The sequence below is a fragment of the Vreelandella glaciei genome (genome assembly GCF_013415125.1).
Classification (GTDB): domain Bacteria; phylum Pseudomonadota; class Gammaproteobacteria; order Pseudomonadales; family Halomonadaceae; genus Vreelandella; species Vreelandella glaciei.
The window spans coordinates 50663-69598 of sequence record NZ_JACCDE010000018.1 but is presented as its reverse complement, the minus strand read 5'-3'; the positions used below and the strand labels follow the sequence as shown (position 1 = coordinate 69598).

At 56.4% G+C, this 18936-nt stretch carries 16 protein-coding genes and 1 riboswitch; of the genes, 4 read left to right on the top strand and 12 right to left on the bottom strand.

Features of this window, described 5'->3' with window-relative positions; genetic code table 11:
- The first annotated feature begins 148 nt into the window (after positions 1-148).
- Positions 149-1591 (top strand): aminotransferase-like domain-containing protein, encoded by a 1443-nt coding sequence (locus tag HZS80_RS13185; protein ID WP_179916333.1) that lies wholly within the window; start codon positions 149-151, stop codon positions 1589-1591.
- Positions 1592-1607: 16 nt separating this feature from the next.
- Here HZS80_RS13185 and HZS80_RS13180 read toward each other — a convergent pair whose 3' ends face one another.
- The 3 genes from HZS80_RS13180 to HZS80_RS13170 form a co-directional block, all read right to left on the bottom strand.
- On the bottom strand, positions 1608-2300 hold the full coding sequence (locus tag HZS80_RS13180; RefSeq protein ID WP_035561073.1) for a uracil-DNA glycosylase family protein: 693 nt from the start codon (positions 2298-2300) through the stop codon (positions 1608-1610).
- 34 nt (positions 2301-2334) lie between these two features.
- Positions 2335-3060: a phosphatidylcholine synthase gene (gene pcsA, locus HZS80_RS13175; RefSeq protein ID WP_348646965.1), complete on the bottom strand. Its 726-nt coding sequence runs from the start codon at positions 3058-3060 to the stop codon at positions 2335-2337.
- A gap of 84 nt (positions 3061-3144) precedes the next feature.
- Positions 3145-3750 carry a DNA-3-methyladenine glycosylase I gene (locus tag HZS80_RS13170; protein ID WP_179916332.1) on the bottom strand — a complete coding sequence of 202 codons (606 nt, stop codon included), beginning with the start codon at positions 3748-3750 and terminating at the stop codon, positions 3145-3147.
- 104 nt (positions 3751-3854) lie between these two features.
- Between HZS80_RS13170 and HZS80_RS13165 the strand changes: the two genes are divergently transcribed.
- On the top strand, positions 3855-4304 hold the full coding sequence (locus HZS80_RS13165) for a GNAT family N-acetyltransferase (protein WP_035561082.1): 450 nt from the start codon (positions 3855-3857) through the stop codon (positions 4302-4304).
- Positions 4305-4352: 48 nt separating this feature from the next.
- Here HZS80_RS13165 and HZS80_RS13160 read toward each other — a convergent pair whose 3' ends face one another.
- From HZS80_RS13160 to HZS80_RS13145, 4 genes are all read right to left on the bottom strand, one after another.
- Positions 4353-4850: a 6,7-dimethyl-8-ribityllumazine synthase gene (locus HZS80_RS13160; protein ID WP_179916331.1), complete on the bottom strand. Its 498-nt coding sequence runs from the start codon at positions 4848-4850 to the stop codon at positions 4353-4355.
- A 104-nt stretch (positions 4851-4954) separates the two neighbouring features.
- Positions 4955-5114, bottom strand: a riboswitch (FMN riboswitch).
- Positions 5115-5146: 32 nt separating this feature from the next.
- A complete protein-coding gene (gene codA / locus HZS80_RS13155; RefSeq protein ID WP_179916330.1) occupies positions 5147-6403 on the bottom strand; it encodes a cytosine deaminase in 1257 nt (418 codons plus the stop codon).
- Positions 6404-6419: 16 nt separating this feature from the next.
- Positions 6420-7685 carry a cytosine permease gene (gene codB, locus HZS80_RS13150; protein ID WP_179916329.1) on the bottom strand — a complete coding sequence of 422 codons (1266 nt, stop codon included), beginning with the start codon at positions 7683-7685 and terminating at the stop codon, positions 6420-6422.
- Between the two features lie 70 nt (positions 7686-7755).
- Positions 7756-8379: a TetR family transcriptional regulator gene (locus tag HZS80_RS13145; protein ID WP_179916328.1), complete on the bottom strand. Its 624-nt coding sequence runs from the start codon at positions 8377-8379 to the stop codon at positions 7756-7758.
- Positions 8380-8559: 180 nt separating this feature from the next.
- On the opposite strand from HZS80_RS13145, the gene HZS80_RS13140 reads away from it, so the two are divergent.
- Together HZS80_RS13140 and HZS80_RS13135 are read left to right on the top strand one after the other, a co-directional pair.
- Positions 8560-9654: an efflux RND transporter periplasmic adaptor subunit gene (locus tag HZS80_RS13140; RefSeq protein WP_179916327.1), complete on the top strand. Its 1095-nt coding sequence runs from the start codon at positions 8560-8562 to the stop codon at positions 9652-9654.
- A 1-nt stretch (position 9655) separates the two neighbouring features.
- A complete protein-coding gene (locus HZS80_RS13135) occupies positions 9656-12700 on the top strand; it encodes an efflux RND transporter permease subunit (RefSeq protein WP_179916326.1) in 3045 nt (1014 codons plus the stop codon).
- Between the two features lie 8 nt (positions 12701-12708).
- On the opposite strand, the gene HZS80_RS13130 is transcribed toward HZS80_RS13135, so the two are convergent.
- The 5 genes from HZS80_RS13130 to HZS80_RS13110 form a co-directional block, all read right to left on the bottom strand.
- Complete coding sequence (locus HZS80_RS13130; protein ID WP_035561097.1) at positions 12709-13560, bottom strand: ABC transporter substrate-binding protein; 852 nt, start codon at positions 13558-13560, stop codon at positions 12709-12711.
- A 166-nt stretch (positions 13561-13726) separates the two neighbouring features.
- Positions 13727-15070 carry an NAD-dependent dihydropyrimidine dehydrogenase subunit PreA gene (gene preA, locus HZS80_RS13125; RefSeq protein WP_035561099.1) on the bottom strand — a complete coding sequence of 448 codons (1344 nt, stop codon included), beginning with the start codon at positions 15068-15070 and terminating at the stop codon, positions 13727-13729.
- Positions 15067-16446, bottom strand: a complete 1380-nt coding sequence (locus HZS80_RS13120; RefSeq protein ID WP_035561102.1) for an NAD(P)-dependent oxidoreductase — start codon at positions 16444-16446, stop codon at positions 15067-15069. Before HZS80_RS13120 ends, preA begins: the two co-directional genes overlap by 4 nt.
- 39 nt (positions 16447-16485) lie before the next feature.
- Positions 16486-17925 carry a dihydropyrimidinase gene (gene hydA, locus HZS80_RS13115; RefSeq protein WP_035561104.1) on the bottom strand — a complete coding sequence of 480 codons (1440 nt, stop codon included), beginning with the start codon at positions 17923-17925 and terminating at the stop codon, positions 16486-16488.
- A gap of 32 nt (positions 17926-17957) precedes the next feature.
- Positions 17958-18824, bottom strand: coding sequence for a nitrilase-related carbon-nitrogen hydrolase (locus HZS80_RS13110; protein ID WP_035561107.1), 867 nt, complete (start codon positions 18822-18824; stop codon positions 17958-17960).
- Positions 18825-18936: the final 112 nt, after the last annotated feature.

Sequence of the window (18936 nt, the reverse complement as noted above, 5' to 3'; positions counted from 1 at the left end):
TATCTGCTCAACCAGCTTACTTAGTGCTACTATATCAATACAGATATAGGTTTTAATATTTTTAGGATACAGAAGGATGTGTTGGCGCTCTGTATGGCCACAGAATAGGGCATCTGTATCGATATCAGAGTATGGACAGGGTGGTGTCATGACACGTTATGAAAAAGTCGCCACGGTTTTGCGGGAGCGTATTGAGCACGGCCTTTACCGGGTAGGTGATCGCCTGCCCTCTATTCGTGCGGTCTGTCAGGAGTTGGGCGTTAGCATTTCGACGGCCCAGGAGGCCTACCGTCAGCTGATGGACGTGGGATTGATCGAGTCTCGACCAAAATCGGGCTACTTCGTGCTGCCTAGCCGCGTGCCATCGGTGCTACCGTCGGTCTCACGACCCGCACAGCGCCCGCTGGATATTTCCCAATGGGATCAAGTGCTGGAGCTCGTCGCCACCCAGCGTGATGACGTGCGGCTGCTGCTGGGGCGTGGCATACCGAATTTTGAGTATGAGACGCTGCGGCCACTGTCGAAGATTCTCGCCGGGCTGCATCGCAGCAGTGACCTGCACGGGTTCAACTACGACAAGCTAAGCGGTAGCCCCGAGCTTCGCCAACAGGTGGCGCGATTGGCCATTGCCTCGGGCTGCCTGCTACACCCGGACGACATTGTGGTTACGACTGGCTGCCAGGAGGCGCTGTCGATTGCGTTGCGCACCCTCACCCAATCTGGCGATGTGGTAGCTGTCGACTCGCCGAGCTTTTACGGCACCATGCAAATCCTCAAGGCCAACGGCTTAAAAGCGCTGGAGATACCCACCGACCCACAAACCGGTATTAGTCTGGAAGCTCTAGAGCTGGCGCTGGAACAGTGGCCAATCCGCGCCATACAGGTCACGCCCACTTACAACAATCCGCTGGGTTACACCATGCCCGAGGCGCGTAAGCGGGCGCTGTTTCAGCTTGCTCAACGCTTCGATGTGGCGATTATCGAAGACGATATCTACGGTGACCTGTCATTTACCCTGCCCAGGCCGCGCACCGTCAAATCCTTCGATGACGACGGGCGCGTGATGCTGTGCAGTGGCTTTTCCAAAACGGTGGGGCCGGGGTTAAGAGTGGGTTGGCTGGCGCCAGGGCGCTATCGTGACCAAGCGTTGCATATGAAGTATGTCTCCACCGGCGCCTCGGCGACGTTGCCGCAGCTGGCCGTAGCGGAGTTCGTCGCCAAAGGGCACTACGAGCGCCATGTCCGTTACGCCACCCGCCAATATCAGCGCCAGCGCGATATCATGATCAGCTGGGTGCAGCGCTACTTCCCCAAGGGGGCGGGTATCAGCTACCCGCAAGGCAGCTTTTTGCTTTGGGTGGAGCTGCCCGCTGCGGTGGATTGTGTGAAGCTCAATCAGCGCTTAGCGCAGCATGCTATCCATGTAGCGCCGGGGTCACTGTTTTCAGCTTCGGGCAAGTTTCGCCAATGTTTGCGCCTGAACTACGCGTTTACGCTAACGCCCGCGATTGAAGCGGCCGTACGTACGGTGGGTGAGCTGGCTACTGAGATGGTGGAGGACGCGCAGGCGCATGCAGCCGTGCTGGGATGAGGGCGCGATCACAGCCTCATAAGGTGAGGTTACCCTGGCGCACATCCAATTGCTCTAAGCGCTGTTTCAGGAGACCTGGAAAGCGTGCATACCAGGTCTGATTGAGCGGAGAGGGGTGAGGCAGCGGATAGAGTTGAAAGGTTTGTGCTTCGCCCCGGTCATCCTCTAGCGTTACTTCGATACTACTTTCAAAGCGATCCTCGCGCTTCCAGAATGCCTCCAGGCGTGCACGCTCCTCTTTTGAGCGGCCGATGCCGAACCATAGAAAAGCCTCGCGACCCAGCGTGATCAGGGTTCGCCCTTCCCAGCGGGAGATCAGGATTTCGTTCATCAAGCCGTGAAAGTGGCGCTTGACCTTCATGGACCACGCCTTGTTGCCTATGGGTTTGTAGGGCACGGTGTTGATCCAGAAAAAGTGCTCGCCCACGGCGCGCGAGGCCTCGAAGTCAGACATTTTTTCATCATAAAGGTGCTCATGCAGCGCCTTTCTGACCAACTGCCCGCCAGCGCCGATAAAGGGCTCCCCATGGCGAACCTCATCGCGCCCTGGGTCGCGTCCGAAAAAGCCAATGCGTAGGTTCGGCTTGCCAAGGCCGATGATCGGCTCCAGTGGGTCGCGCTCAAAACGCTGGTAGACTTCGACATCGACTCCTTCGATTTCTGCCGCCAGCGCTCTGAATTTCTTCTGTTGCCGCGGGGTCAGTGACATCTTCCATGCTCCTTGCTACAGCCAGTCGGCTGGTTCAATCAAACCACTCTTGCGCCGTGCGCCATAGGCACATGCCGGCGAAGTAAACAGAGGCAATGCCCCACCCCCATACTGCCCAAGCGGCGTGCTCAGGGCTGGAAAGTATCAGTGACGTCGCACACACGCACCATAGCAGGGTGACGGCGATATTGAGTGGCATGAACAAACGCACGCGAAAGGGATGAAGAAACTTCATTTTAGTCACGGTGAGAATGGCGAGAACAACGATAGTGGCAAAGGTAATAAAAGGAGGTAAATCAATAATGTAAAAATAGGCGGCGGTGATGTTCCAGGCGGCTGGAAAGCCAACGAAGTAGTTGTCCTGGCTTTTCATATCGACATTGCAGAAACAGAACATCGACGACAGCAGAATAATGAATACTGAGAGCAGTGCAAAATAGGGCGGCAGTTCAATAAAGTAGTAGATAAAGAGGGCAGGAATAAAGGCCCAGGTCAGGTAATCAATGACCATATCGAGCGTTGAGCCATCGAAGTGGGGCAGTATCGTCTTCACTTCATACTTACGCGCCAGAGTGCCATCAATACCATCAATCATCATCGCAGCACCCAGCCAGAGGAGGCAGGCGACGGGATTATTATCGACCAGTGCAAGCAGCGCCATGGTGCCGAGTAGTACACCGCTGGCGGTGAATATATGCACACTCCAAGCTTTATATCGTGAGGTGCGGGATTCTGTAGGTGAAGAGAATGATTGAACCACGTTGACCCCATTGGGAACGTGTCGTCCCCTTGCTGTTCGGTTTATTGATAAGCGTGTCAAAAACCATACCCTATCACTGTTTTTTTATATCGGCCGCTTAAATTGCTGCCGTGCCTGTGCAACCTGCACGCGGGTGATGCAGTTTAGCGAGTGGTCATTGACCAACCCCATCGCTTGCATAAAGGCAAAAGCGGTTGTTGGACCAACGAATTTCCAACCGCGCTTTTTTAACGCTTTGGATAGCGCGATGGATTCAGGCGAGGTGGCCTGGGTTTGCGGCGGAGGGAGGGAGCTGGTGTCTGGCTCGAAACACCAAAAGAAGGCGGCTAACGAGCCTTCCTGTTCGACCATTTCTTGCGCCCTTAAAGCATTATTAATCACCGCTTCGATTTTTCCGCGATGGCGAATAATACCTGCGTTCTGCAGCAGTCGCTGCACATCGTCTTCGTCAAACCGGGCAACCTGATGAAAATCAAAATGGTGAAAAGCGGCGCGGAAGTTTTCGCGTTTATTGAGAATGGTGCGCCAACTCAACCCGGACTGAAAGCTCTCCAGGCACAGCTTCTCGAACAGCCGCTGGTCGTTAGCCACTGGAAAGCCCCACTCGTTGTCATGGTAAGGCAAAAACTCCGCCGCGCCCCCACACCATAGGCAGCGGGGATGACCATCAGGGGCGATGAAGTCGGGCATAGAGCGTTTCCTGAGCAGGTGATAAAAGCTGTTTTCAGTTAGCAATTAGGTGTTAACTCACTATAACGTTATTGGCGTGATAGCAAACGAGCCTGGAGATGAGTATGACATTTGTTCGCCCTGCCACGATTAATGATCTTGATACGCTAACGGAGCTGCTAGATGGTTATCGGCAATTCTACGCTCAGCCTAGTAATGTGGAAGCCGCTCGTGCTTTTCTGCGCCAACGATTTGGGCAAGCGGATTCACGCATTCTCGTTAGTGAGAGTGAGAATGGTCGGCTCACTGGTTTTGTTCAGCTTTACCCTGGGGTTTCCACGGTGGGCTTAAACGCGCGCTGGACGCTAAATGATCTTTTTGTGCTTCCAGAGTCTCGCGATAAGGGCACGGGAAGGGCGTTAATGGAAGCCGCTACAAAACTCGCCAAAGAGCATGGCGTGGCACGCTTGATATTAATGACGCAGGTAGAGAACGAGCGTGCCCAGCACCTTTATGAGTCATTGGGCTGGCAGCGCAATACGGCGTTTTATGGTTACTTGCTTGATGTGAAGTGAATTAAGCAGTTCAGGCTCGGCGCCTAGCCGAGCCTGAACCGCAGTGCATCAAGCCTCGCTTAGCTTGCGCGCTCTATGCAGGTTTTCCATCGTGTTCAGACACGCATGGGCGGCTTCTTTCCCTTTGGTAACAAAGTGTTGGGTGTAGAAGTCGTGATGCGTGGCGTGCTCATGGAAGTGATGCGGTGTTAATACTGCCGAGATCACCGGCACTTGCGTGTCTAACTGCACACGCATCAAGCCATCAATCACCGCATGAGCCACAAAGTCGTGGCGATAAATACCGCCATCGACCACAAAGCCAGCCCCGACAATGGCGCCATAGCGGCCACTTTGGGCGAGTACTTTTGCTTGCAAGGGAATTTCGTAAGCACCGGAAACGGTGAAGGGGTCTACTTGTTCGGCGTTAAGACCACAGCGTTCTACTTCAGCAATAAAGGCTTCATAGGCCTTCTCGACGATATCCTGATGCCAGTGGCCTTGAATAAACGCGATGCGTTGAGACGTGGTGTGGGTAGAAAGTGTCAGCGGAAATGTCTGATTCATGGTCATTCTCTTGGATAAGTTGTACCAGAATCAGGGCACGCGGAACCGGTCGTCAGGCAGCCGTAACAGATGGCATAGCCACTGTTAACGTTGCGTGTCTAAGGTGCCGTTCTCTTTCATCCGGACTATCACCGTCGGCTTCGGTTTCTCACCGAATCTGCTGACCTCAAGCAATTGCTTGCTTGAGCGCTCGCGGGCTTAGCGGCCTGGTTCAAAGGCCGTATCACCGCCGGTGGGGACTTTCACCCCGCCCTGAGAACTTTGCTGAATATCAGCCCAGCCATTTTACGCTTATTCTAAAAGCCGAGCCAAGGCGGCGTGGTGATTTTGGCGGGGTCGCGCTGCATGATGATCTCGCCGTGGCGCACCGAAAGCAGCACCTCGCCTTGATTGCGCAGCACGCTGTAATCATCCTCGCCTTCCAGCAGGTTGAAGCTGGCCGGTTTGCCCACTTCAATGCCGTAGAGTTCTTCGATGTTCAACGTGCGAGCGCTATTGTCAGTAATCAGCGAAAGCGCCTGACTAAAGTCTTGATAACCCATCATTTGGCAGATATGCAGGCCGAAATCCAGTGTTCGCAAAAGCTTGCCGTTACCCAACGAATACCAAGGATCAAAAATGGAGTCTTCGGCAAAGCAGACGTTGATGCCCGCCTCGTTGAGTTCCTTTACCCGTGTGACGCCGCGCCGTTTGGGGTAGGTGTCGAAACGCCCTTGCAAATGAATACTTTCGGTGGGGCAGGAGACAAAGTTGATGCCCGAGCGCTTGAGCAGCAGAAACAGCTTGGAGCAGTAGGCGTTATCGTAAGAGTGCATCGCCGTGGTGTGGCTTGCGGTCACGCGGCTGCCCAAATCATTAAAGAGCGCTTCACAGGCCAGCACTTCAAGAAAGCGCGAATTGGGGTCGTCGATCTCATCGCAGTGCACATCCACCACGCGGTCGTACTTGATCGCGAGCTCGATCACCCGTTTCATGGACGCCACGCCCAGTTCACGGGTGTATTCGAAATGGGGGATGCCGCCCACGACGTCGGCACCGAATTCCAGCGCCTCCTCCATTAGTTTTTCTCCGCCGGGATAGGAGAGCAGGCCATCTTGCGGAAAGGCGACTACTTGAATATCGATTTTATCCTTCAGTTCATCCCGCAAGGTACACAGCGTTTTAAGGCCAATCAGGCTTGGGTCGCTGGTGTCAGCGTGGGTGCGCACGAACTGAACGCCGTTGCCGATTAATAAATTAAGCGTTTTCAGAGCGCGCTCGCGAATATCGGCTTCGGTGAGCATGGGTTTGCGCTCACTCCAGCGCTCGATGCCTTCAAACAGCGTGCCGCTTTGGTTCCAGCTGGGCTCGCCCGCGGTAAGAGCTGCGTCTAAATGAATATGTGGCTCGATAAACGGCGCGCAGACGAGCTTGGCGCCTGCATCAATCTGCCCCGCGCTCGCTGTTTGTGGTGCATCTTGTGCGGTGATGGCGGTGAACGTGCCGTTCTCAATTTCCAGCCGATAAAGCTCTGGGCACTGGCGTAGGCGGGCGTTAATGATCTGCATGGGCATATGAAACAGGGCTCACTTATTGTTTAGCGGGTGAAGGAAGTGTATCGCTTAGCGTAGCGTGGTTTAAACGCAGCAGCACGGCGTAGCTGCCCGCTGCCGCCGCGACTCCTACCAATGGCGGCAGTAACGGGGAAAAGTAGGCCGCTCCGGCACCCAGCGCATAGGCAGCCAGCCCTCTGCGGTTAAAGTCAGGCAGTTGAGCGGCATCCAAAGCGGGATAACGGCCTTTATGCTTGAGCCAGAAGTCCGCCATGATGACCCCTCCCATGGGCGGAATAAACGTGCCGAGCAGTACCAGGAACGGAATAAGCAAGTTGTACATCCCGCCCACTGCCAGCACGGTGCCAATCGCTGCGCCGCCTACCGTGACCAGCCGGCGTTTTTCGGTACGCAGTAAATTGCAGCCCGCCACGGCGAAGTTGTAGATGGTGTTGTCCTGGGTCGTCCAGATATTCAGAAACAGCATCAGTACGGCGATGGTGACAAAGCCCTGGGCGATCAATACATCCACGATATCCGCCTGCTGGTAAATCATGGTGCCGAGTGCCCCCGTCAGCACCATTAAGCCGTTACCTACAAAAAAAGCCGCCATGGTGGAGATGACGGCAATTTTCGGGGTCTTGGCGAAGCGGCTCCAGTTAGTCGCTTGAGTGCCGCCGCTAATAAAGGTACCAATAATGACAGTGATGGCCGCCGCCACGCTCATGCTCTCCGTAGGCGTTTGCTGGCTAAGGCCCGCAAAGCCACGCACATCCACCAGCCCGGTAAACAGGCTGATCAATATAAACAGCATCATGGCGGGGACGGCAAAGCGAGACAGCAAATCCATCCCCTTGTAGCCGATCATGGCCGTCACGCAGAAACCAAACCCAAATAGCACCATTAAGGGGATTTCCAGCCATTCAGGCATCCCGGTGGTGCGTACTAACACTAAGGCAATCGTCGCGGTGCCCCACGCGTACCAGCCAATCTGGGTAAAACCGAGAATAAAGTCGGAGAGTTTGCTGCCTTTCTCGCCAAAGCAGAAGCGTCCCATCAGTACCGAATTGAGCCCGCTTTTACACGCAATATAGGCGAGGGCTGCTGCGTAACCCCCCAGCAGCAGATTGCCAATCAGTATGATCCATAGCAGTTGGCCAATCGGAAAGGCCTGGCCTAAGGTGCCACCTGCCCACATGGTGGCGGTGAAAAAGGTAAAGCCGAGCAGCACTGCCGAGGTGGATAGCAAGCCCTTGCGGGCGCTGGTAGGGACTTCGCTAAGGGGGTAGTCAGAGTGGTGCATGGCACGCTCCAGGTTAGTTAGGTTCTCCTGGTGATACAAGCAACCCGCGTGCCAGGTCATACTCATTGTTTCACGGCGTATTTTCCACCAACAAACCGCGCATTAATGTCTCTACGATGGCGTCGCACTCATCTGCCAGAGAGTACTGTTGCGGGTCTTGCAGCCAATCAAAGCAAACCCCGATCAAAAAGCCATGAAACTGGCGGCGGGCGCTGGCTGGGGTTAGGTCAGCGCGTAAGTTGCCGTCTGCTAGTGCTTGCTCAAATAGTGCTTCCACGTGTGCTTCAGCATGTTTGGGGAGCTGGGTGATCATGCAAATTCGAGGGTGTTTATCTTCCAGTTTTTCGCAGCGGTGCAGCACAATAGTGGCTGCCCGCTGCAGCGGAAGGTCGTGACAAATCCCCGCCAGTGAGCGTTGAGCGATATCGCGCAGGCATTCGACCGGCGTGGTGCCGAGGCGCTGCACTGCATCATCGACAATACCGTCCAATGGGAGTCTTACACGCTCCAGCAGCGCATCGAATACCGCTGCTTTATCTTCAAAGTGCCAATAAATGGCCCCCCTTGTTACTCCCGCCTCCTGAGCAATATGCGCCAGAGTGGTGCGCGAAACGCCTTGAACAAGAAAGGTAGTTTCCGCAGCGTCGAGAATCGCTTCTCGGGTACGTTCAGCGTCAGCCTTACGACGGGACATGGCGGCTCCTGTTAATAGAATTAGCGGCATTTTGGCACTGATAAATAGCAAAGTCGCCGCATGGTGATTATTATACACTTCACTGACATTCATGAATGTCAGTGAAGTGTCCATGTTACTCACTTCATGTTTTGAATTCAGGTTTGAAAATCCGCGCTGTCCGCTATCAAGGAGCCTCTCGTGGCCGTTACTCTTCTTCGTTCACTGCCCATCCTACTGGCCCTGCTTGTGTTAACAGGCTGTGAGCAACCCCAAGCGCAGTCACCTGATGCCACACGGCCGGTGAAATTGACGGTATTGGAGTCGGCAAATGCGACGGCCTTACGGCAGTTTCCGGCCCGGGTGGAAGCCTCTACGCGCAGCAATTTGTCATTTCGTATGGCCGGGGAATTATTGGAGCTTAATGTCAGCCCCGGCCAGCAGGTAAGCGAAGGCGAGGTGATCGCGCGTATTGATGATCGCAATGTGCAAAGCGAGCTGGACAGCGCCCGCTCGCGCCTGGAGCTAGCCGAGGCAACGCTAGAACGCATGCGCTATACCCTGCAGCGTGGGGCGGTCAGCCAATCCCAATTTGATGAGTCGGAAAGCGAGTGGCGGGCTGCCAGGGCCACCTTCGAGCAGGCCCAAGAGCAGGTCGAGCATACCCAGCTACGCGCCCCTTACGATGGGGTGATTGCTCAAGTGCCGGTGGATAACCGTCAGATAGTCCAAGTTCAGGAAACGGTCGCGGTAATCCAACAGCCAGGGCAGTTAGACGTGGTGTTTCATCTACCCGAGCAGATCGTGCAGCGTATACCGCGCAGCAATGGAACGCCCTTCGGTGATGCGTTGGCGTTTGAAGTGCGTTTTGGCAATAGCGATAAACCTTACCTCGCCCAGCTGGCCTCTTACACCACCCAGGCCAGCGCGCAGAGTTTGGCGTATGAAGTCACCCTAACGTTGCCCCAGCCGGACGATATCACTCTTTTAGACGGCATGAGTGCCAACGTGCGGCTCGATTTGAGCTCGCTGCAAACCGACAATAGCGCTCCGCTGTGGTTACTGCCCGCTGACGCGGTGAGCTATGCCGGTGATGACCCCGACCAGGCCCTGGTATGGCGATTCGTTGAGCCAGAAAACGTTGAAGCGGTACCGGTAGAGGTCGGTCGGCTAACCTCAAACGGCCTGGAAGTCAGCGGAGAGCTGGCGGCGGGTGACCGCATCGTGGCTGCCGGAGCCCACCGCTTAACCGAGGACACCAAGGTGACCCCGTGGGAAAAAGAGCAGGGGCTTTAAAATGGTCGACTACTTTCTACGCCACCGAGCGGCCAGCTATTTAATGACCGTGGTGCTGCTGGCGGGCGGCGCGTTGTCTTTTTTGGGCATGGGGCAACTGGAGTTCCCCGAATTTACCATCCGCAATGCGCTGATCACCACGCAGTACCCCGGTGCGACGCCTGAAGAGGTCGAGCAGGAAGTCACTTCGACCCTGGAAGAGTCAATCCAGTCGATGCCATCGATCAAGCGGGTAAGCTCGGTGAGTTCTGATGGCCTGTCGCAGATCACCGTTGAACTCGAAAGTACGGTGCAGAACGAGGAGTTGGAGCAATTATGGGATTCGCTGCGACGTAAAGTGCAGGATGCCCAGGCCGCGCTTCCGCCAGGGGCGAGTCAATCCCGCGTTAATGACGACTTTGGCGATGTATTTGGTTTTATGGTCAACCTGACGGGCGATGGCTATAGCATGCCAGACCTGGCTGACCACGCTGATTTTCTCAAGCGCGAGCTCGCCTTGGTGAAGGGCGTCGCGAAGGTGTCACTAAGCGGTGAGCACGAAGAGCGCATCTATATCGAAGTTGATCGCGAACGCCTGCGCGCACTCAATATTCCGCTAACCCGGCTACAGCAGCTGCTGGATACCCAAAATGCGGTGGCGGATTCTGGGCATCTTAAACAGGATGGCCGCCGTTTCCGCATCACGCCGACGGGCAGTGCGGCAGATATTGACGATCTGCGCGCGCTGATTGTCAGCGAGGGCGACGGCGAGCTGGTGCGGCTGAGCGATATTGCCGATGTGAGCCGAGAGCTGGCGGAGCAGCCCCAGCAGCTTTACCGCGATATGGGGAGGCCAGCCATCTCGCTGGGCGTCTCCTTTGAAAGCGGTGTGAATGTGGTCGAAGTGGGCGAACGGCTACAGCAGCGTCTGGATGAACTGCAAACCCGCACGCCACTGGGTATGGAGTTGAACGTCGTTTACAACCAGCCCCAGGTGGTCGATGACGCGGTATCCGGTTTCCTGGTCAGCTTGATCCAGGCGGTAGCCATCGTGATTGTGGTGCTGATGCTGTTTATGGGTTGGCGCAGCGGTCTGTTAATGGGCTTTATCCTGCTGATCACCATTATCGGCACCTTTATGCTGATGCGCTTTCACGGTTTGCAGCTGGAGAAAATCTCGCTGGGAGCGCTGATTATTGCTCTGGGCATGCTGGTGGACAACGCCATTGTGGTCACCGAAGGCATGCTGGTGGGGTTAAAGCGCGGCGGCACTATTCGTGATTCTGCGCACCAAGTGATTCGCCAAAACGCCTGGCCGTTGCTGGCGGCCACGCTGATTGCGATTGCCGCCTTTGCGCCTATCGGTTTATCGCCAGACACCACCGGTGAGTTTATCGGCTCGCTATTTTTCGTGCTGCTCTACTCGCTGCTGCTGAGTTGGGTCACGGCGCTGACGTTAACACCGTTCTACTTCAAGCTGTTTTTCCGCAGCGTTGCCCCTGGCGATGGACAGGATGATCCCTATAAAGGCGTGGTATATCGTTTTGTAGGCCGCGTCATTATCACCGGTATTCGTTGGCGCTGGGTAACCTTAGCGGTGATGGTGGCAATACTGGCCAGCGCGGTAGTCGGCTTTGGTTCGGTCAAAAATGCCTTCTTCCCGGCCTCTAATACGCCGATCTTTTTTGTCGACTACCGCACGCCGGAAGGCACCGATATTCTCGAAACCCAACGCCGCGTTAGCGAACTGGAAGAAAGCGTAATGGCGATGGAGGGCGTTCGCCACCTGACCACCACCGTGGGCGGTGGGGCGCAGCGCTTTACTCTCACCTACTCACCGGAAGACCGCTACGCAAGCTATGCGCAGCTAATTGTCGAAACCGACGATAAAGCAACCCAGCAAGCGCGTATGGCCGACGTTGAGCAAGTGCTTGAGCGCGACCACAGCGATATCGACTTTAAAATCGCCCCTTTGGAAGTCGGCCCCGCACCGAAAGCCAAGCTAGAGGCGCGCTTCTACGGTAGCGACCCAGCGGTACTACGCCAGTTGGGCGATCAGGTTGAGGCGATGTTCCGCGATACGCCTCATATGACCAGCGTGCGCACCAGTTGGCGTAACCGCGTGCAAACCATTGAGCCGGTCTTCATGGAAGATGCTGCACGTAGGTTGGGCGTGACCCGCGAAGACCTGGCCAGCACCCTTGCGCTGAGCACCAGTGGCAGCCAGGTGGGCGTTTACCGTGACGGCAGCGACCTGATTCCGATAGTGGCGCGATCGATTCCAGAGCAGCGCCACGATGCGGATAACCTTGGCTCACTTAACGTATGGAGTGCAGAGCAGAGCCGCTACATTACCGCCGATCAAGTCATTAGCGATATCACCACACAGGTGGCAGATCCGCTGATTATGCGCCGCAATCGCGAACGTATGCTGGCGGTGTACGGGGAGCCCGACCCGTTAAGCGGCGTGACCGCGGCCAGCGTATTGGCCGACATTCGCCCAAGGGTGGAAGCCTTGGATCTACCTTCAGGCTATCGGTTGGAGTGGGGCGGTGAGTTTGAGACCGCTGGCGAAGCGCAGAGTGGGCTATTTTCCTCACTGCCGCTGGGCATAGTGATGATGTTTATTCTCACCGTGGTGCTATTCAATAACTTCCGCCAGCCGCTGGCCATTTGGTCGCTGGTACCACTAACGATTATTGGCGTCGTGGGCGCGTTGCTGGTTACCGGGATGCCCTTCTCGTTTATGGCGCTGCTGGGTACGCTGAGTTTGATCGGTATGGTGATCAAAAATGCCATCGTGCTGGTGGAGGAGATCAACGTGCAGCTGCCGCTGCACCAAGACCGCTACCACGCGGTAGTGCGAGCCGCCGTCAGCCGTGTGCGTCCGGTAGCCATGGCCGCACTCACGACCATGCTGGGGATGATTCCGCTGATCAGTGATGCCTTCTTCGCCAGCATGGCGGTGGCGCTGATTGGCGGCCTCGGTGTCGCCACGCTGCTAACTCTGGTCGTTCTGCCGGTGGTTTACTGCGTGCTTTACCGTATTAAGATACATGCCGATTAGCCGAGAGATTAGTTCAGCGCTGCAGCGACTTCTTCGACCTGCAGCGCAAGGCTCTGTAGGCCGCCGCCGGAGAGATACCACAGTGCAGGTGTTAGCATAACAATCTGCGCATTGTCGGTGCCGGCGTCTGACAGCGTTTGCGTCAAGGCCTCCGCATTGGCAGGTTCATCACCAATGGCGGCGCTGCGGTCGATCACTAGCACAACGTCTGGATTGATGTCGGCAATGGCATCAGCAGAAAGCGGCGTAAAAGTGCGGGTGCCACGGACTTCGCTGGTGACGCTATCCGGCATTTCTAGTGCGTCTACACCCAGCACGTCGTACACGACCGGGTGCTGATTAAGCATCAGGTTACCGCCATTATGGGTTACTACCAGCGTGCGGGGAGCATCGCTTAGCCCTTCGCGCTGAGTTTCTATCTCAGCATGCAGCGCTTTAAGCGCCTCCTCAGCTTCGCTTTCCGCCTCTAAACGGCTTGCCAGTTCGCGCACATTGGCGTTAAAAGCAGTCAGATAGTCGTCACCCTGTAGGCTGGTGTTGAGCAGCGGGGCGATGTCGCCGAGTTCTGCTTCCCAGTCACCCTGGCGACCAGTGTATAAAATTAGGCTAGGCGCACTTGCTTCGATGGCGGCCATATCCGGCGAGCGCAGCCCGCCAATATCAGTGTAGTTATCTGCTGCGTACTGCTCTAAGTAGTTTGGCAAGCTGGCTTTAGGTACACCCACCACTTTCGTGCTCAAGCCGAGCGCGTCGAGTGTATCCAAGCTGCCTAAATCGAAGGTGGCGATACGCTGGTCGGCGTCCGCGCTAGCGCTGGCAGTTGCTAAGAGTAGAGCGGCGGTAGTGATAGCGAACTTCATTGGTATTCCTTTTATGAGAAAATATTTTATATGCGATAATTTCTCATTTTCTCAAGGAAGTGGTCTCTTGTCGCTACTCGGTGTCGGAACAACATGTTGCAGAAAACGCGACCGCCCTCAAAAATTGAGGGCGGCGGGTAGCACTAGCAGCTGTTGAAGAGCGTGCTTAAGAAGCGACCCGGAAAGGATTGCGCGGGTCGTTATCCCAGGCCAAGAAGGGTTGGCCAGTTTCTTGCGGTACCATCGTGATGCAGTTTTCCACCGGGCAGGTGATCTGGCACAGGTTGCAGCCTACACACTCCTCTTCAATCACCTCATAGCGGCGCGCGCCGTCCTGCTCGGTGAGCTTGGCAATCGACTGGTGGGACGTGTCCTCGCAGGCGATATAGCAGCGGCCACACTCAATACACAAATCCTGATCGATTTTGGCGATGGTCTTGAAGTTGATATCCAGGTGTTTCCAGTCGGTGGTTTGCGGTATCGCCTTGCGGGAAAACGCCTCAATGGAGTTGTAGTCTTTTTCCGCCATCCAACGGGAAAGACCATCTTTCATCTCTTCCACAATCCGAAACCCGTTGAGCATTGCCGCGGTGCACACCTGCACACTGCCGGAACCGAGTGCGATAAACTCCGCCGCATCCCGCCAGGTGGAGATGCCGCCAATACCGGAAATTGGCAGCGTTGGTGTCGCCGGGTCGCGGGCTATTTCCGCCACCATATTCATCGCAATGGGCTTCACCGCACTGCCGCAGTAGCCGCCGTGGGTGCTTTGATGGCCCACCGTGGGCTTGGCAACCATATTATCCAGGTCGATACTGGTGATCGAGTTGATGGTGTTGATCAACGAGACCGCATCGGCGCCACCCCGTAGTGCTGCCTGGGCGCCTACGCGGATATCAGTGATATTGGGCGTCAGTTTCACGATCACTGGCTTGGAGTAGTGCTTTTTGCACCAGTAGGTGACTTTTTCGATCAGATCAGGGTTTTGACCCACTGCTGCCCCCATGCCGCGCTCCGGCATGCCGTGGGGGCAGCCCAGGTTGAGCTCGATGCCGTCCGCGCCAGTGGCTTCCACCAGGGGCAGAATATACGCCCAGGCCTCCTCGTTGCAGGGCACCATGATGGAGACGATCAGCGCGCGGTCGGGCCAATCCTTCTTCACCTGGGTGATCTCTTGAAGGTTGATCGCAAGCGAGCGGTCGGTAATCAGCTCGATATTGTTAAAGCCGATCACTTCGCGGTTTTTGCCGTAGTGGGCCGAATAGCGGGAAGAGACGTTGACCGCCGGTGGCTCTTCACCGAGGGTTTTCCAAACCACGCCGCCCCAGCCGGCCTCATAAGCGCGCACCACGTTGTAGGCTTTATCGGTGGGCGGTGCGGAGGCCAGCCAGAACGGGTTAGGGGCTTTAATACCGGCAAAGTTAACCGATAGATCAACGCCGTTGACGACACTGTCGCCACTGTTTTTCTTGCCTGGAAAAGAGAGGGGAGTAAAAGGTGTCGTGTTCATGCGGCCTCCTGCTTAGCGGCGAGCGCTTGATGAATGGCGTGGGCCGCCAACTTGCCGTGTTGCACGGCTTGTACGGTGAGATCCTGACCGGGTTTTACGCAGTCGCCGCCAGCGTAAACATTGGGTAGTGACGTCTGGAACATCTCATCGACGTGAATGCGTTCGCCGTCGCGAGCAAGCTCGGCGGCAGTAGTATCGCGGAGGCTTTCGCCCTCGAAGCTTTGGCCGATAGCGGTAAAAATGGCGTCGGCGGTAATCTCGAAGGTTTCCCCACTGGTGGTTAATCGTCCTGCTTGATCGGCGGTCTTGGCAAAGCGCATGCTTGCCACACGGCCCTGATTATCCAGCAGAATCTCGTCGGGCTGTGCCCAGGTGATCATGCGCACGCCGTTGGCCTTGGCGATCTCCTGTTCGTGGCCGGTGGCGGACATCGACTCGATGCCCCGGCGGTAGACCAGCGTAACCTCCGTTGCCCCCAAGCGTGCCATTTGGGTCGCCATGTCGATCGCGGTATTGCCTGCGCCAATCACAATGCAGCGTTTCGCCACGGCTAGGCTGCCCAGGTCATCGCTTTGACGCAGGGTTTTAATGTAATCCACTGCGGGCATCAGGCCAGGGGCGTCTTCTCCTGTGAGCCCTAACGCGCGGCTGGCACCGAGCCCCAGGCCTAGGAAAACGCTGTCGTACTGCTGGCGCAGCGTATCGAGGGTGAGGTGATCGCCTAGGCGCTGCCCGTACTGGATGTCGATGCCTCCGATCTCCAGTAAAAACTCGACCTCTTTGCGGGCAAAGTCGTCGGTCATTTTATAGCGGGCGATGCCGTACTCGTTGAGCCCGCCGGGCTTTTGCTCAGCTTCAAAAATCGTTACCTGATGGCCCAGCATCGCCAGGCGATGGGCGCAGGAGAGCCCGGCAGGCCCGGCGCCGACCACGGCGATGTGGCGGCCAGTGCTGGCAGCGCGTTTGAACGGATGGCCATCGAACTGCATATGGTCGGTGGCGTGACGCTGTAACAGGCCGATCAGCACTGGCTGGCACTCGGTGTCGTGGTTGCGCACGCAGCTGCGCTCGCAGAGGATTTCGGTGGGGCAAACCCGGGCGCAGCTGCCGCCCAGGATATTGGCTTCCAGAATGGTTTGCGCTGCTCCGTTGATGTTGCTATCACTGATTTGGCGAATAAAGCTCGGGATATCAATGTCCGACGGGCAGGCCTCGACGCAGGGCGCGTCATAACAGTAGAGGCAGCGCTGGCTTTCGATGATGGCCTGACGCGGCGTCAGCGGTGGATGAAGGTCGCTGAAATTATGTGCCAACGTCGCTGGGTCGTAGGTGCCGACCTCTTTTGCGCTGGGTAGGTGATCAAGTGAATGGGTCACGGTCGTTTCTCCATTGCTCTGTTCTTATGAAGGCCGGGGTTAGCGCTTAACGGCCATTGGCGCATTCAGCTCGGCACGTTTGGCGAGTAACTCGAATACGCCAGGGTAGGCGGGGCGTTTTAGGTAGCGGCCCGCGCCACGCTCGGCGTGCAGCTCGCCGTCGCGCCACGTCCACTTGCCCTGGCTAACCGTATGGCGTGCTATGCCGCGCACCGTTTTGCCCTCGAAGATATTGAAGTCGACGTTCTGATGGTGGGTTTTAGCGGAAATGGTGCGGGTGCCGTTAGGGTCCCAGACCACGATGTCGGCATCCGATCCCACCTGAATTGCCCCTTTGCGCGGGTAGAGGTTGAAGATCTTGGCGGTATTGGTGGAAGTGACGGCGACAAACTCCTGGGGCGAGAGCTTGCCGGTATTCACGCCTTCGTCCCATAGCACGGCGAGGCGATCTTCCACACCCGCAGTGCCGTTGGGGATCTTGGTAAAGTCATCTTTACCGGCGGCTTTCTGCTCTTCACAGAAGCAGCAGTGGTCGGTGGCAGTGGTTTGTAAATTTCCGGATTGCAGGCCATGCCACAGCGCTTCTTGATGGCCTTTGGGTCGGAAAGGAGGGCTCATCACGTGGGCCGCCGCCGTTGCCCAGTCAGGGTGTTGATAAACGCTGTCATCAATCACCAAGTGACCCGCCAAGCATTCGCCAAATACCGGGTGGCCTTGCTGGCGGGCGTAGGCAATTTCATCCACGGCGTCTTTAGTCGACACGTGTACCAAGTACACCGGTGCGCCTAACGTGCTGGCAATGCGAATCGCCCGGCTGGCCGCTTCGCCTTCTACCTGGGGCGGGCGGGAAAGCGGGTGGGCTTCTGGGCCGGTAATACCCTGGGCGAGCAGCTTTTGCTGCATGTGGTACACCAGCTCGCCGTTTTCAGCGTGTACCGTGGGGATTGCGCCTAGCTCTAGGCAGCGCGAAAAACTTTCCACCAAAATATCATCGGTGGCCATGATGGCGCCTTTGTAGGCCATAAAGTGCTTGAAGCTGTTGACCCCGTGTTCCCGCACTAGTGTGCCCATCTCCTCTTTGACGCTCTCGTCCCACCAGGTGACCGCCACGTGGAAGGCGAAATCAGTGGCGGCTTTTTCTGCCCAGCCCTGCCAGGTTTCAAAGGCTTCCAGCAGCGACTGGCCGGGGCTGGGAATCACAAAATCAATAATGGTCGTGGTGCCGCCCGCCATGGCCGCGGCGGTGCCGGTATAAAAATCCTCACTGGCCACCGCGCCCATAAACGGCATCTGCATATGAGTATGCGGGTCGATGCCGCCGGGCATTACCAGCTGGTCGCTGGCATCGACGATCTCGCAATCGTCGGGGATAGCTAAATCGGTACCAATGGCGTGGATTTTACCGTCTACACACAGCACATCGGCGCGGTAGGTATCCGCGTGGGTGACAACGGTGCCGCCCTTGATCAATAAGCTCATGGTTCGCTCCTTAGATAATTGTTTGAGGGGGCTTATTCGCCATCGGTTAGGCGGGTGTAGGTCTCTGGGCGGCGGTCGCGGAAAAACTGCCAGTTGTTACGCACCTCGCGCACCATATCCAAATCAATCTCATGCACCAGCAGTTCATCGTCGGTGTCGCTGGCCTGGGCTTCGATCTTGCCGCGCGGGTTAACGATGTAGCTGGAGCCGTAGAAGTCGCCGATATTCCAGGGTGCCTCGGTGCCCACGCGGTTGATTGCGGCGATAAAGCAGCCGTTGGCGGCGGCTGAAGCGGGTTGTTCCAGCTCCCATAAATACTGAGACAGCCCTGCAACGGTGGCGGAGGGGTTGAAGATCACCTCGGCGCCGTTGAGCGCCAGGGCCCGCCAGCCTTCGGGGAAGTGGCGGTCGTAACAGATATACACGCCGATTTTGCCGTAGGCGGTATCGAAGACTGGCCAGTTGGAGTTGCCCGGTTTAAAGAAGAATTTCTCCCAAAAACCGGCCACTTGGGGAATATGAGTTTTGTGATACTTGCCCAGATAGCTGCCATCGGCGTCGAACACGGCCGCGGTATTGTAGTAAACACCGGTTTCGGTCTCTTCATAGATGGGAACGATGATGACCATACGGTGCTGCGCGGCGAGCTTCTGCATCAATTGGCAAGTGGGGCCTTCGGGGACTCGCTCGGCGGCGGCGTACCATTTGCCATCCTGGCTGGGGCAAAAGTAGGGTTGGTTAAAAACTTCCTGGAAGCACAGCACCTGCACACCCTGGTCAGCCGCTTGTTGAATCATCGGCAGGTGGGCTTCGTTCATGGCGTCGCGAATAGCGTCAGGTTCAAGATCGGTGCTGGTTTTGAGACCCATTTGTATCAGGCCGATTTTCATCTTCTGCATGAGACGCTCACTCTGATTGTTGGTTTAAAGCGCTTGGCTATGGGGTGTGGAGAAACAATTAATAAAGCTGACAAATAAGACAGCTTTTGTTGAAAGTATCGCTGGTTGGGTA

Bases quoted from the DNA above. Each gene is read 5' to 3' on its own strand.
- HZS80_RS13185 (WP_179916333.1), top strand. From the start codon at position 149: ATGACACGTTATGAAAAAGTCGCCACGGTTTTGCGGGAGCGTATTGAG.
- HZS80_RS13135 (WP_179916326.1), top strand. From the start codon at position 9,656: ATGGTCGACTACTTTCTACGCCACCGAGCGGCCAGCTATTTAATGACC.
- HZS80_RS13160 (WP_179916331.1), bottom strand. From the start codon at position 4,850: ATGAATCAGACATTTCCGCTGACACTTTCTACCCACACCACGTCTCAA.
- codB (WP_179916329.1), bottom strand. From the start codon at position 7,685: ATGCACCACTCTGACTACCCCCTTAGCGAAGTCCCTACCAGCGCCCGC.
- codA (WP_179916330.1), bottom strand. From the start codon at position 6,403: ATGCCCATGCAGATCATTAACGCCCGCCTACGCCAGTGCCCAGAGCTT.
- HZS80_RS13110 (WP_035561107.1), bottom strand. From the start codon at position 18,824: ATGCAGAAGATGAAAATCGGCCTGATACAAATGGGTCTCAAAACCAGC.
- HZS80_RS13170 (WP_179916332.1), bottom strand. From the start codon at position 3,750: ATGCCCGACTTCATCGCCCCTGATGGTCATCCCCGCTGCCTATGGTGT.
- HZS80_RS13130 (WP_035561097.1), bottom strand. From the start codon at position 13,560: ATGAAGTTCGCTATCACTACCGCCGCTCTACTCTTAGCAACTGCCAGC.
- hydA (WP_035561104.1), bottom strand. From the start codon at position 17,925: ATGAGCTTATTGATCAAGGGCGGCACCGTTGTCACCCACGCGGATACC.
- HZS80_RS13145 (WP_179916328.1), bottom strand. From the start codon at position 8,379: ATGTCCCGTCGTAAGGCTGACGCTGAACGTACCCGAGAAGCGATTCTC.
- HZS80_RS13165 (WP_035561082.1), top strand. From the start codon at position 3,855: ATGACATTTGTTCGCCCTGCCACGATTAATGATCTTGATACGCTAACG.
- preA (WP_035561099.1), bottom strand. From the start codon at position 15,070: ATGAACACGACACCTTTTACTCCCCTCTCTTTTCCAGGCAAGAAAAAC.
- HZS80_RS13180 (WP_035561073.1), bottom strand. From the start codon at position 2,300: ATGTCACTGACCCCGCGGCAACAGAAGAAATTCAGAGCGCTGGCGGCA.